The 14,475-nt window shown below is 42.3% G+C and carries 9 protein-coding genes and 1 pseudogene; 6 read left to right on the forward strand and 4 right to left on the reverse strand.

Translation table 11 applies throughout. The features are described 5' to 3' along the window. Window positions 1-113 precede the first annotated feature (113 nt). Window positions 114-263: pseudogene (locus tag C200_RS16535) on the forward strand (cation-transporting P-type ATPase); the annotation flags it as partial. Window positions 264-320: 57 nt separating this feature from the next. Further along, window positions 321-2,741: an HAD-IC family P-type ATPase gene (locus tag C200_RS08055; RefSeq protein ID WP_257129647.1), complete on the forward strand. Its 2,421-nt coding sequence runs from the start codon at window positions 321-323 to the stop codon at window positions 2,739-2,741. Between the two features lie 19 nt (window positions 2,742-2,760). On the opposite strand, the gene C200_RS08060 is transcribed toward C200_RS08055, so the two are convergent. Then, window positions 2,761-3,846, reverse strand: a complete 1,086-nt coding sequence (locus C200_RS08060; protein WP_032126554.1) for a competence/damage-inducible protein A — start codon at window positions 3,844-3,846, stop codon at window positions 2,761-2,763. Window positions 3,847-4,287: 441 nt separating this feature from the next. Between C200_RS08060 and C200_RS08065 the strand changes: the two genes are divergently transcribed. The 3 genes from C200_RS08065 (at window position 4,288) to C200_RS08075 (ending at window position 6,226) form a co-directional block, all read left to right on the forward strand. Then, window positions 4,288-4,725 carry a hypothetical protein gene (locus C200_RS08065; protein WP_016210417.1) on the forward strand — a complete coding sequence of 146 codons (438 nt, stop codon included), beginning with the start codon at window positions 4,288-4,290 and terminating at the stop codon, window positions 4,723-4,725. Then, on the forward strand, window positions 4,722-5,606 hold the full coding sequence (locus tag C200_RS14550) for a hypothetical protein (RefSeq protein ID WP_016210423.1): 885 nt from the start codon (window positions 4,722-4,724) through the stop codon (window positions 5,604-5,606). Before C200_RS08065 ends, C200_RS14550 begins: the two co-directional genes overlap by 4 nt. A gap of 89 nt (window positions 5,607-5,695) precedes the next feature. Next, window positions 5,696-6,226 carry a cytochrome b gene (locus tag C200_RS08075; protein WP_016210416.1) on the forward strand — a complete coding sequence of 177 codons (531 nt, stop codon included), beginning with the start codon at window positions 5,696-5,698 and terminating at the stop codon, window positions 6,224-6,226. 70 nt (window positions 6,227-6,296) lie between these two features. Here the strand turns inward: C200_RS08075 and C200_RS08080 are convergent, their stop codons facing one another. The 3 genes from C200_RS08080 to putP form a co-directional block, all read right to left on the reverse strand. Beyond that, window positions 6,297-7,475, reverse strand: coding sequence for a mandelate racemase/muconate lactonizing enzyme family protein (locus C200_RS08080; RefSeq protein WP_016210420.1), 1,179 nt, complete (start codon window positions 7,473-7,475; stop codon window positions 6,297-6,299). Window positions 7,476-7,623: 148 nt separating this feature from the next. Beyond that, window positions 7,624-11,472, reverse strand: coding sequence for a bifunctional proline dehydrogenase/L-glutamate gamma-semialdehyde dehydrogenase PutA (gene putA / locus C200_RS08085; protein WP_016210425.1), 3,849 nt, complete (start codon window positions 11,470-11,472; stop codon window positions 7,624-7,626). Next, window positions 11,459-12,961: a sodium/proline symporter PutP gene (gene putP / locus C200_RS08090; RefSeq protein WP_016210422.1), complete on the reverse strand. Its 1,503-nt coding sequence runs from the start codon at window positions 12,959-12,961 to the stop codon at window positions 11,459-11,461. The genes putA and putP overlap by 14 nt, the downstream gene beginning before the upstream one ends. Window positions 12,962-13,511: 550 nt before the next feature. Here putP and C200_RS08095 point away from each other — a divergent pair. Continuing rightward, entirely contained in the window at window positions 13,512-14,147 is a 636-nt protein-coding gene (locus C200_RS08095) for a peroxiredoxin (RefSeq protein ID WP_016210418.1), read from the forward strand. Window positions 14,148-14,475: the final 328 nt, after the last annotated feature.

Consider the following 14,475-nt stretch of genomic DNA (forward strand, 5'->3'; position numbering starts at 1 on the left):
GCTATAAATATCCAGTAGCTCTTTATTCATTCCTGATGAAATCCCTGTATCTATCAGATTTCATTATACATCGTTTATCATGTCAGTGCGTAAGGTGAGTCAATCACTTTAAAAGCCATACTGAAACGGGCCTAAGTGAAAGCCAAGTTGAAGATTATAAAAAATGTTATGGTCCCAATTTATTGACGCCGAGAAAGGGTAAGTCGCCTTTTGTACGCTTTTTGTTGCACTTTCACCAGCCGTTGGTTTACATCCTGTTAGCCGCAGGCACGGTAACGTTATTTTTAGGTGAGTATGTTGACTCTAGTGTGATTTTTGCTGTGGTGCTGGTCAATAGTATTGTCGGTTACTTGCAAGAGAATAAAGCACTGCATGCATTAGCAGCCTTATCTCGTATTATGACTACCGAGGCTCGGGTGATTCGTCAGGGTAAAACCCGAGAGTTGCCCGCAGCCGAGCTGGTTCCTGGTGATATTGTGTTATTGCTCTCTGGCGATAAGGTTCCTGCAGACTTGCGGTTATTAGAAGCGCGTGACTTGCGGATTGATGAATCTGCTTTGACCGGTGAGTCGGTGCCAGTGTCTAAGTGTGTAGAGGTATTGAACGAGAAAACGATACTCGCTGAACGCAAAAATATGGCGTATGCCTCTACTTTGGTCACGTATGGTCGTTGCAAAGGGGTGGTCACGGCCATCGGTGATGAGACAGAAATTGGCCGTATTTCAACGTTAATGTCGCAGACACACGAGATCGATACACCGCTCACGCGAAAAATTGCCAGCTTTAGTCGATTGTTACTTTATTTAATTTTAGCTCTAGCACTTGCAACTTTTGCTGCGGGTATGATCCAGCAAGAGCCATTAACTGAGATGTTTTTGGCTGCAGTTGCGTTGGCGGTTGCGGCCATTCCGGAAGGTTTGCCGGCGGCGTTTACAATTATTTTGGCGATTGGTGTGTCGCGTATGGCACGTAAAGGCGCGATTATTCGTAAGTTACCGGCAGTGGAAACATTGGGTAGTACGACGATTGTCTGTTCTGATAAAACGGGCACACTGACAAAAAATCAGATGACAGTACAAGAAGTGGTGGTTGGTCAGGAGCGTTATACTATCAGCGGCGCCGGTTATGAACCTGTTGGTACAGTGAAAAATTCGGCAGGGCAGGAGATTAGTGATATTAATGATGAGTTAAAAGAATGCTTATTAGCCGGCTTACTTTGCAATAATGCCATTTTAGTACAAAAAGAGGGTTGCTGGCAGATTGAAGGGGATCCGACGGAAGGCGCGTTGATTGTCGCTGCAGGCAAAGTGGGGCTGAGTGAAGTGAATTATCGGCAAGCCATGCCTTGTATTAGTACTATCCCATTTGAGTCAGAGTATAAATATATGGCAACCTTGCATCAAATTAGTCAAGGGCAGACAGCGGTTGTTTATATTAAAGGGGCCGTTGAAATTGTGCTGGAAAGGTGCAGTCCTAATTCTGTTAATCAAGAACAAATTAAACAAGAAATGCAACGTTTGGCCTCAAAAAGTATGCGGGTATTGGCATTTGCCAAGGTAGAGGTGGCTATTGATCAATTAGAGATTAATCATCAGGATTTGATGTCAAATCTGACTTTTTTAGGGCTACAGGGCATGATAGATCCTCCGCGTGAAGAAGCGATAGTCACGATTAAACAATGTCATCAGGCAGGTGTTCGAGTAGCAATGATTACCGGTGATCATGCGGTGACTGCAGGGGCGATTGCTCAGCAAATGGGTTTATCTGAAGCTGAGGCGGTGGTTATTACTGGTGCGGATATTGATGAGATGGATGATCGTAGGCTTGAAAACACTGTGCAAAGTGCGTCAGTTTATGCGCGTATTTCACCTGAACAAAAATTACGCCTAGTCAGGTCATTACAACAGCAAGGTCATGTTGCGGCAATGACGGGCGATGGTGTGAATGATGCACCGGCATTAAAGCAAGCAGATATTGTTGTTGCCATGGGATTATGTGGTACTGAGGTTGCTAAAGAAGCTGGCGATATGATATTAACCGATGATAATTTTTCGACCATCGGTCGTGCGGTTGAAGAAGGGCGCTGTGTGTTTGATAATCTGACTAAGTTTATTGTCTGGACCATGCCGACCAATATGGGCGAAGGCTTAATTGTTTTAACCGCTATTTTTACCGGGTTTACTTTGCCGGTACTGCCCGCACATATTTTATGGATTAATATGACAACGGCATTAATGCTTGGGATGATGTTGGCATTTGAAACCAAAGAGGGTGATATTATGAGCCGCTCACCACGTAATCCACGTGCGCCGATTTTAAATAAGGCGTTAATGTTACGGATTGCTATGGTGTCGCTAATTATGCTGGCGATGACATATTGTATTTTTATTTGGGAAACTCATCAGGGTGCTAGTATTCAAGAAGCTCGGACAACGACGGTCAATGTGATTGTGATGTGTGAGTTATTTTATCTCTTTAATTGCCGTTCGTTGAATCGATCTATGTTTGATATTGGTGTGTTTTCTAATGTTTGGGTATTAGTGGGTGTGGTGGGTATGGTGCTATTGCAGTTAGCCTTTACTTATTTACCAGCGTTTAATTATTTATTTAATACCACGTCTATTGGCTGGCAATCTTGGTTATGGTCAGTGATGGCAGGCCTTTTGGTGTATCTGGTGGTTGGTTTTGAGAAGTGGCTTCGGCAAAATGTTTCGTTTCTTTCTCTGGCCACTTCTTCTTAAAATTATAAGATTAACGGCTTTAAGTCATTAAATGTTTGAGTATAACCCAACAGCTATATTCGACAAAGGCGCTCAGGGTCGCTTGACCCCGTAGTGGAATGGACTGTTGATAGCACTGCTCATCATTGATAGAGATATTGATAGTTGTGCGACCATAAGGCTCACTTTGCCAAAATTCGTTAAGACCGCTAAGTTTGATATTCAGCGTTTGTGTTGTTTCTGCTGGGTTGAGCCAGGGATAAGAGTGCGGTGTGAGCAGTTGACTATGTAGGTAACCAAAGCTTGCATTGTCATCAATAATTAGAGAGATTTTATGATTGACTAGGTGATTAATCAGTAATTCTTTACAACTTTGTTCAGAGCGTGAAGCAAGGTAGGGAGCGAATAGCGTTTCTAGTTGGGTGTGGCACGTTGTATTTAAATCAGCTGGATTTTTACAGAGCAATTTGACTTCTATATAAGGGAAGTGAGCACGAAATCCTGCGCTATAACCAAATGGTGTGACAATGTCGGTGACATTCGCTGCAATCTCTGCTTCGGGAATACCAAGTAAGCGCCAACGGTAGAGTTTACTTGGTTCAGCTAAATTTAACTCCAGTAAGTAAGGCAGAATATCTTGGTCAAAAATGGGTAAGCATTCACGTGGTGGTCCAGGCAGCATAATCACTGATAAATTTCCATGTTTGACGATACAGGCATCAGCAGAGCCATAAGGGTTAGCGATAATACTGGCTGTTTTTGGAAAATAAGCTTGTTGGCGATTACTTTCATGCATATGGATATTAAGCTTTTTGCCAACGGCAAGAACACGCTGCCAGCTTTGTTCATTGAAAATAAGTTCTTGACCGCAAAAGTCACCAATCGCAAAGCGTGTTAGATCATCGCTTGTTGGGCCAAGACCGCCGATGATAATAATAACATCATGTTGTTTGGCAAGTGTAATTAATGATTGGTGAATCTCTAGCTGGTTGTCTGCTGCTGTCATTTGCTGGCCAGGTGTGATGCCATGCTCAAAAAGTCGCTGAGCAATAATTTGGCCATTGGTATTGACAAGGTCACCATTAATAATTTCATCGCCGGTGGCAAGTATTGCAACTCTTTTCATTGGCTTTTTCCTAGTTATTTTATTATACAAGCTATTATGTTTTAGTAAATTCATAGCAGAGCATAGCAAGGAAGTTTTATCGAGGGAATGGTTGTCTTAAAAGATGTTTTAAATATTTAATTTAAAGTAAATTTGGCGGTAGAGAGAATCAAAATGTTAGGGAAATATTAGGCTATAAAGCAAGGTATAGTTTATGATTCGCTGTTTTTAGATTGACTTGGTTTCACTTAATTATAAATATTATTTTTAAATTTAATTGATAAATAAATAAAATAATAAGTAGTATAAACTATAAATAATAAAGTATTTATGTTGTCATAAGTTTTTATATATAGAATTATTTTTTTGGTGTATTGTAGGTGTTGAGTCTGTTTTTTGTCTAAATGAAGGTTCAAGTTAAGAAGGTAAAATAGCTGATTATAATGAGTCGAGTATCATCGTATGTTTAAACGTAGATTAAATCCCATACAGCTTAATAGTCTGATTGCTAGCTTGTTTTCAGAGCATTTATCCTCAGTGACTTTGAGTGATTATCAAATTGATAGAACAGTCGATAAGAGAAAAAATTTTAGAATAAAACAAGCGTTGGATGCAGATATTAAATTAGGGAGTGAAGCAGGTTATTTATTTAAAGATACTGGCCAGTTTATTTTATTCGACTGTGCCAAAGACTCTAGTCGTCGCCATATGCAAGTGGGCCGAATGATTCCAGCACCTTCAGTTGAAGATGTCATTGCCGCTTATAAGCAAAAGAGTGGTGGCCGACTGCCTGTAGATAAAACGTTACTGATACCCATTATTCAATGTCGAGGTTATTTAAAAGGTACAAAGAGACGTAAGCACTATGCTTTATTCATAATGGCCAACTTCACCTTTTGAACTCTCAACACCCTATTTTTGATAAACTTTACCCAGATAAATTTAAAGATATTGCTAAAGCTGAAGGATTAAGTTACTCAGGTTCACTTTGCTATAGCACGCAATATGATAATGATCGCTGTGGTATGTTTTGTTTTACGCTTGCTAAAGCACTTGTTACTGGAAAAATTAGTCTTCAGCAACTTACAGATAAACGGCATATTGCTGGTGTTGTATCGAGCGAGGAGGTTGAAGCTAATTATGCGAAGCATAGAGGGTTATTTGAACCTGTACAGCAATTATCTCGGTGTGAGTTAAGGCGTTTAAATAATGCATCAAATGATTATTGTGGGGTTGTTGATGATGATACGGCAGTTTTAGAAAGTAGTTGTGGTTCTGGTGATGATGATTTTAATTTAGAGCCTGTATTAAAAACTGCTGATTTAGACCGGCTAAAAAAAGAGTTGCAAAACACCAACACCTCTGCAGAAAAGCAAGCTGCATTTGCTAAATGTCAGAACTTACGAGCGCTTTGTTTTGCGGTATCGATTCGCCAAAAAAGTGGTTTATTTCACCCTAAGAATACTACCACTACAGGGAATGAGCTGGTTTGCCTTTTAAACTGTCCTGAATATGATGAGCTTAGACGAAAAATCTGTCCTGATGGGGCAAAAGTGCGTATGCGCGATATTCGCAGTTATGCTCGACGTGGGACGAAAAGCACCAGTGGCTATTTCTTAAATATGCTAGATAATAATAATGAAATGTTTTTCTCTTATGCAAAGAATGAGCACCCAACAGCACCGATGTTATTGTTTAATGCCTATATAGAGCAGTCACGTTCTGCTTATTCAGCGCCCTCATGTTTGCAAAGAGTATTAAACTTTTTTTCATTTCACTAAAAACTCAAAAGCGGTTGCAGCTTAGGTTGATCATTTGCATAATGGGGGCGGGGAAAATTATTTAAAATAATTAAGGGGTAATGGGGTTTATGTCTGAAACGCAGATAAAAAAAACAAAATATGGCCGAGTTACACGTATCTTGCATGGTTTTATTGTGCTGTCGATGGTTTATATGCTGCTGGTTGGTTTTTTTGATGACGAGTTTAGAAAAATCAGCAGTGCATTTATATCGATTCATAAAGGTCTTGGCGTTATTTTGGTTTTTGTTATTTTAATTTTCTTTATCTGGACGATGATAGAGCACCCTCCGGCTATGCCGTTTAAGCAAAAGTTGTGGGAAGTGTTTCTTGCGCGTATTGTGCAGCGTTTATTATTAATTTCAGCTTTTTTCCAGGCATTAAGTGGTTGGTTTATGTCAACAGCAGTGGGCTATCCGCCGGTGATTTTTGGCTGGGTTGTGCCGGCGCCGATTGCAAAGTCGACTGTTGCTTTTCAGTTTTTTCATAATATTCATGGTTTGATGGGGTGGGTGATTTTGGCCTGTATTGGCCTGCATATTTTAGGCGTGATTAAACATGCAATGATTGATAAAGTAAATTTACTCAAGCGAATCTTTTAATGATTAAAATGTAAGGGCCATTGAGTTGCCCTTTTATTTAATAATCTTTATCAAGTGGCCTTGTTATTATTTATTTTATTTCTAGGCGGGGTGATTGCATTATTACTTCATCATTGAGTTCTATGCCTAGGCCAGGTGCACTAGGTGCGGTAAAGAAGCCATTCACCGGCTGTAAATCTTGTAAGCAGAGCTCTCGATTAAAGGTCTTAATAGCATAGGTATGGTGCTCGTGAATAATAAAGTTTGGAATGGCGGTTTCTAAATGTAAGGCGGCGGCTGTTGCAACTGGGCCACCACAGACGTGGGCTTGTATCTGAATATCGTACATATCAGCATAATCGCAGATTTTTTTTGCTTCAGTGAGGCCGCCACAAAGACCGATATCAGGCTGTAAAATATCAATTGTTTGCTCCTCTAAGTAAGGGCGGATGCCATGGCGTAAATAAAGGCGTTCACCGGCAGCAAGCGGGATCTTTAGCTTTTCTTTTAAGGGGCGATGCAATTTAGAATTTAAATAATTAACCGGTTCCTCTAGCGCCATACAATTAAATTCTTCGGCAATCTCGCCCAGTTGTAATGCGGGTGCTAAGCCGGGTAAACTGTGGCATTCAAAAATAATCTCGCCATTATCACCGAGCACATCGCGAATTGCTTGCAGGCGTGCACGAATTAAATTTAAATGGTCGCGACGAAAAAGCGTGGTGCAATCAAACATAGTGTTACCCTGTGCATCAAACATCATGGGGTCGACTTTGATTGCGCTATAGCCTTCGGCAACGGCTTTTTCAGTGGCAAGACCATAATCTTTGGGTTGGGTTAATTTTTTGCGCTCATGAATATCCCAGTCAAATTGTAATTGGCTGGCATACGTCCATAGTTGATCATTCACCTTGCCTCCGAGTAATTCATACACTGGAACATTCAGAGCTTTGCCTTTAATATCCCAAAGTGCGGTATCAATTGCACTCATTGCTGAATAGACTACAGGGCCGCCACCGAGTGCCCAAAAACTTTCACGGAACATGCGTGACCATAGCTTTTCTGTATTTATTGGGTTCCAGCCGATGAGCATTTCTTCGGCAAATTCTTTGATCATATGGACCGCTGCACTGTGGCCAAGGTCGTAAGCTAAACCGGCTTCACCGACACCGGATAAACCCTCATCAGTATGAATACGGACAAAAACTGGGTTCCAAGCGGGGCGCTTTGGGCAATGAGTATCAAAAATTTCAACACGGTTAATTTTCATATAGACCTCTTGCTGTGATTACTTGTGAAAAGTATAGGCCGAATCATTAATTTATTACACTTCAATAAATTAATACTGATCGATGCAGAGGAAAAATAAAAAGGCGGAGTTTATCCGCCTGGTGTTATTTGAGTTATCACTGCTTTGATTAATCTTCTTGCATCGTCATCAATGATGCATTGCCTCCTGCGGCGGTGGTATTGATGGTAATTGTGCGCTCATGAACCAATCGGTGCAAAGGCACAGAGTGCTTAGTTATATGAATAAAAGGTAAAATCGCACTTGCACGCAAGCTTAATTGTTTATTATAGATTGCTGGGTTAATACCGGAATACACTAAGCCGGCGATAGTAATCTGGTGATCTGCAATGACTGAATTTATTTCCTCAGGATGGGTGGCAAAAAAGGATAATGCAGCAGGAGGTACTCCAGCGTCGTAAAAGCAATTAATTATTGCTTGAATATTAATATGAGTGATGGTCGGGTGAATATTAACGACTACAAGGCTATTTCCGCTGGCAAGTGTTGCACTGATACTATTAAGACATGCGGTAACTGTTGTTGCTTGGTCAAGTAAATAAAGCAGTGTTCCGAGTGGATGATTGGATAAGGTATTATCTTCACCCGTAGGGCTTGGCAGTAATGTGGCTTGCTGAATCTTAGATGCTAAGACTTTGCTTTGCGTAATGAGCAAGTCCCGTTGATGTTGATCGAGGTTTGGCGTTAGTTTACGATCACGGGCTTTATTTAGAGCAATTTCAAGTAACGCACTGCGTTGTGCATTGCCTTCTTGCCAGATTGTTTGCTGGCTAATCGCCTGTTTAATTGCATCAATAGTGACTGCAGTGGTTGGTGCTGGTTCTGGTGTTGGGATTGAGCTGTGAGTATGTTCAGTGCTATGGTTTTCACTTTGTTGTTGATCTTGACTGTATTGAGAGCTGACAAGCTGGTGCATATACAGGGGCCCTCCAGCTTTGGGTCCTGTGCCGGATAAGCCTTCACCACCAAAAGGTTGGACACCGACTACGGCACCGACTTGATTGCGATTAATATAGAGATTGCCGACTTTGGCTTTAGCGATGACCTCATTAATTGTTTTAGAGATGCGGCTATGAACTCCCAGTGTTAAACCAAACCCCGTAGCATTAATTTGCTCTATAACCTGGTCTAATTCACCGGCTTTAAAGCGAACAATATGAATGATTGGGCCGAAGACTTCTTGTTTGAGATCGTTAAGATTATTGAGTTCAAAGACGGTGGGGGCGACAAAGGTGCCGTTATTTTTAGGCAGCTCACACTGAAATAGTAGTTTAGCTTGTGTTTTGGTTTTCTCGATATGTTGGTTTAAACGTGTTTGTGCTTCTGTATCAATCACTGGGCCGACATCGACATTCAGCTGTGCTGGGTTGCCGATCGTCAGTTCAGCCATCGCGCCTTTGAGCATGGTGACCATATGATCGGCAATATCTTCTTGTAAGAACAATACACGTAGGGCTGAGCAACGTTGGCCGGCGCTATCAAAGCCTGAGGTGATGACATCAGTGACGACCTGTTCTGCTAATGCGGAAGAGTCGACGATCATGGCGTTTTGACCGCCGGTTTCAGCAATCAGTGGAATGACCTCGTCTCGCTGTGCCAGAGTGCGGTTGATGCTATGCGCTACCTCAGTAGAACCGGTAAAAATCACGCCTTTGATGCGCTGATCTTGTACCAGAGCGGCACCCACAGTTTCTCCTTGGCCTGGCAGTAGCTGTAATACGTCTGGGCTAATACCGGCTTGGTGCATGAGTTCAACCGCACGTGCGGCAATCAGTGGCGTTTGTTCGGCGGGTTTCGCGAGTACTGTATTTCCGGCGGCGAGGGCGGCGGCGACTTCACCGGTGAAAATGGCCAGAGGAAAGTTCCATGGGCTAATGCAGACAATAGGCCCACGACCGGTTAAGCCAGATTCGACTGTGAACTCTTCGCGCGCTTGTTTGGCATAGTAGCGGCAAAAATCAATCGCTTCGCGAATTTCTGCAATGGCGTTGGCGAGGGTTTTACCCGCTTCACGAATCGCCAACTGCATGAGTTCTGGCATGTGTTCTTCGAAAAGGTCTGCTGCCTTCTCTAAGAGTGTGGCGCGTTGATCGCAGGTTGTGTGCTGCCATGCGGGGAAAGCTGCTGTGGCTATTGTTAATGCTGCTTCAATGTGTTTTGCACCGGCTTCGCTGACATGGCCAATAATTTCATTATGGTTTGCTGGGTTTTTAATGGCAGTGGAAGGAGGGTCTTGATCATTGTTGTTGTTTAAATGATCTGTAGTGACTGTAGTTGTCGGTTTAGCATGATAGAGTTTCTGACTAAACTGAGCCATAGCACGATTGAGTTGATCGAGATCTTTTTCGCTGTTTAACTCAAATGATTTGGAGTTTAAGCGTTGATTGCCATAGAGATTGCGCGGTAAGGGCAGGTGAGCGTGGGGTTTACCAGCGAGGGACTTGACGATTTTTATCGGGTCTGCAATCAGGCGGCTAATCGGGATATTTTCATCGAGAATTTGATTAACAAAAGATGAGTTGGCACCATTTTCAAGTAGGCGGCGGACCAGGTAGGCGAGAAGGTTTTTATACGTGCCGACTGGAGCATAAATGCGGCAAGGAATATTTAGATTGTTTTTGCCGACCACTTGATCATACAGGGTCTCCCCCATGCCGTGTAGGCACTGGAATTCAAAGTCGCGATATTGTCCAGCTAACTCTAAAATGGCTGATAGAGTATACGCATTATGCGTGGCAAATTGTGGGTAAACTTGCTCAGGGGCATCCAGGAGTTTTTGCGCACAATACAAATAAGATAAATCGGTATAGACTTTACGAGTGTAAACAGGATAGCCATCAAGGCCTAACTCTTGGGCGAGCTTGATTTCAGAATCCCAATAGGCACCTTTAACTAAACGGATCATCAAGCGGTGTTGGGTACGTTTAGCCGTGTCGATCAGCCAGTCGATGACATAAGGACAGCGCTTTTGGTAGGCTTGAATGACGACACCGATGCCATTCCAGCCAGCCAGGCTTGGTTCTTCACAAAGTTTCTCGATTAAATCGAGGGAGAGCTCAAGACGATTCGCCTCTTCGGCATCGATATTCAAGCCTAAATTATATTTTTTTGCGAGCAAGGCCAGTTCATAGAGACGAGGGTAAAGCTCATCCATCACTCGACCGTATTGGGCGACCTCATAACGTGGATGCAGGGCTGAGAGCTTAATGGAAATACCAGGCCCTGAGATAATATCAAGGTCTTTACTCTGTGTGCCAATGGCTTCAATGGCTTTTTTATATTCGCTTAAATAAAACAGTGCATCTGCATCGGTTTTTGCCGCTTCGCCGAGCATATCATACGAGTAACGGTAGCCGATATTTTCCTTTTTTTTTGCCCGCTTCAATGCTGCTTCGACGGTTTGGCCGGTGACAAATTGCTCGCCTAGTAATTTCATTGCATAACGGGTCGCTTGACGAATCATTGGTTCACCGATGCGTCCGCTGAGTTTTTTAAGCGTACGCGAAATGGTACTGGTGCGGGTGGACTCGGCACTGAGGATCTGGCCGGTGAGGATTAAGCCCCAGGTGGCTGAATTCACGAATAATGAGTCACTCTGGCCTTGATGCGCAGACCAGTTCATATCGCTGAGCTTATCTTTAATTAATTTATCTGAAGTGGTGGTATCTGGAATACGCAATAAGGCTTCAGCCAGGCACATCAGTGCAATGCCTTCTTGGCTGGATAAACTGTATTCTTGCATAAACGCATCAATGCCACCTTGGGAAAGACGAGCAGAGCGGACTTTCTCTATCAGTTGATGAGCTTGTTGCTGTGTGTAGCGTATTTGATGCTCAGTCATTAATGGCGTGTGAAGCAAAGCGTTGATTGCTTGCTGTTCATCCATGCACCAGGCATTGGTAATGGCGGCGCGTAAGACTGACGGCTGGTATTTTGAGTGTTGGTTAGCGTATAGCATTGCATGCTCCGGAAACAGTGCTAGGTGTGTTTAATATTGCTAAGGTTTGGTCAAACTCTTGGTAGATTTTCACGTGAGGTGGCGTTGTCGTCAAACTGACGATGATAATGCTGCAAACTGATAAAATAAAGGCTGGAAGTAATTCATAAATTGTAAAAATACTGCCTAGATTATGCAGGTGAGGCCAGATGATGACAACCAGCGCACCGATAAGAATACCGGCAATTGCTCCGGGTAAGTTCATACGGCGCCAGAACAGTGAAATTAAGATCACCGGACCAAAGGCAGCACCCAGGCCCGCCCAGGCATAGCCGACAAGGTTTAAGATAGAACTTTGTGGGTTAAAGGCTAAGGCGAAAGCTATGCAGGTAATAAGTATCACGCCGATGCGACTAATATTGAGTAACTCGCGAGCTTTCGCTTGGGGACGTAAGAAGCGGTGATAGCAGTCTTCTGCGAGTGCACTGGCAGAGGCGAGTAACTGGGCAGATGAGGTGCTCATGGTTGCAGAAAAAACAGCGGCGAGTAGTATACCGGCAACCCAGGGGTTAAATAAGGTTTTTGCAAGCTGTAAAAATGCCGTTTCAGGATTGGCAAGAGGGGTTTGGGCAAAGAAGGCAATGCTGAAAAGACCAGTGAAAATAGCACCATATAGGGCAAAGTTCATCCAGGTCATGCAGATAAACTGTGCTTTAGGAATGTCCTTGTGGGTTTTGGTCGCCATAAAGCGGACGAGGATATGCGGTTGGCCAAAGTAACCAAGGCCCCATGCCAGCAGTGAAAATGTTCCTAAAGCGCTGGTACCATGAAAGGCATTGAGCAAGAAAGAAGACTGGCTATCGATAATATGCAGTGTGGTACTTATTCCACCTAAGTGATGGAGAGCAACGGCTGGGACGATTAATAGAGCAAAGAACATGAGTGTGCCTTGGAAAAAATCGACCCAAGCAATGGCGAGGAAACCACCGACACAGGTGTAGATGACGATAATTGCTGCGGTAATGATCAAGCCTGTGCTGTAGTCAATGTGAAAGGTTGAGCTAAATAATAAGCCACCAGAGACAAAGCCGGCTGCGGTATAAAAAGTAAAAAAGGTCAAGACAACAATGGCGGTGGCGCTACGTAAAATTTTAGTTGTGTCGTGAAAACGATGTTCGAGATAGGCAGGAATAGTAATGGCATCTTTAGCTATTTCTGTATAAATACGTAAGCGTTTAGCGATAAACTGCCAATTTAAATAAGCACCTAATGATAGACCAATGGGCAACCAAATCTGGTTTAAGCCATGCAACATGACGGCTCCTGGAAGTGCTAACAAGAGCCAGGAGCTCATATCAGAGGCGCCGGCTCCGAGGGCAGCGATGGCTCCACTTAAGGTACGGCCACCTAACATATAATCAGTTAAGTTGCGTGTGGAAAAATATGAGTATAAGCCAATGGCAAAGATGACCAGGATATAGAGCGTAAAGGTTGCAATTAATTCATACATAAAGATGGGCCTTGATAATTAACGATTAAACAGAAAGTTAATGAATGAGAGTAGGATAATCACGATCATTGGGGCCCAGAGAAAAAGGGAAGTTAATAGATCTAAACTCATGGGTTCTCCTAAAAAATGAATAGAAAATTAGGTGGTGTTCATCATAAGGATTCCTTAATATAAAGTAAATGCCTTATGTTCTGTGATGCATTATTGCCTTAACGGGTATGACATAAAAATCTGTATGGAGTGAATTAGATTCATTGCTTTGATCTTGCTTAATTTTTAGTGTTTGTTGTTACAGTGACTTATTGATCTTTTTGTGTTAAAGCCGACTGATTATATTGATGATGATTAACTAAGTAAAGAGATCTTGCGCTTTATTCTAGTGATAAGAGATGGGAGATATAAAGATGTAAATTGTCCTTAAAGCGGTGAATATTGAATCAAGGACAGTGGGTATATTGACAGGGGAGGGCGCTTGAAGCACACTTATGTCTCTTTACATTTATATAGTGCAATGAATAAAGATAAACGTTAAAAGGAGACTATCATGAGCATGATTCTTGAAGATGAAGAGTTGTTTTACCCATCTGTATTAGTAGGTCGTCAAGCGCCTAATTTTATGACGGCTGCGGTTCTTGGTAATGGTGATATTGTTGATAATTATAATTTTCGGGAAGCAACACAAGGCAAATATGTGGCAATGGTATTTTACCCATTAGATTTCACATTTGTTTGCCCATCTGAGTTAATTGCTCTTGATAAGCGTGTGGATGAATTGAAACAGCGTGGTGTTGAAGTGGTTGCTGTGTCTATTGACTCTCAGTTTACGCATAATGCATGGCGCAATACTAAAGTTGCAGATGGCGGTATTGGTGCAGTGAAATACACTATGGTTGCTGATGTAAAACATGAAGTATGTCAAGCCTATGGTGTAGAGCATCCAGAGGCTGGAGTGGCTTTCCGTGGTACGTTTATTATTGATCGTGATGGTGTTGTGCGTTCACAGCTTGTTAATGATTTGCCATTAGGCCGTAATATGGATGAGATTTCTCGCCTGATTGATGCTCTGCAATTTCATGAAGAGCATGGTGAAGTGTGCCCAGCTGGGTGGCAAAAAGGTGATGAAGGGATGACAGCCTCTCCTCAGGGTGTGGCAGATTATCTTGCTAAAAATAATGATAAGCTTTAATCGCTAATCCGTTATTTTACTGTTAATAACTGACATTAATGATTATTGATGATTGAGTTTTAATAGGTAAAGTTAAGTTAATAGAAAGAGCGAGGTTTTCCTCGCTCTTTTTTATTTGCTGTTATTTTTCTCTGGCTTGATTTTTGCTTGTTTGATTACTGTTACATCGCAAGAAAAATAAAAGATGTTATTTAAAGTATTTTGAAATTGCTTTTTAAGCGGATAAAGTTGCTATTTTATTAACTCACCTTACGCACTGACATGATAAACGATGTATAATGAAATCTGATAGATACAGGGATTTCATCAGGAATGAATAAAGAGCTAC

It is taken from the genome of Piscirickettsia salmonis LF-89 = ATCC VR-1361, assembly GCF_000297215.2.
GTDB classification, from domain to species: domain Bacteria; phylum Pseudomonadota; class Gammaproteobacteria; order Piscirickettsiales; family Piscirickettsiaceae; genus Piscirickettsia; species Piscirickettsia salmonis.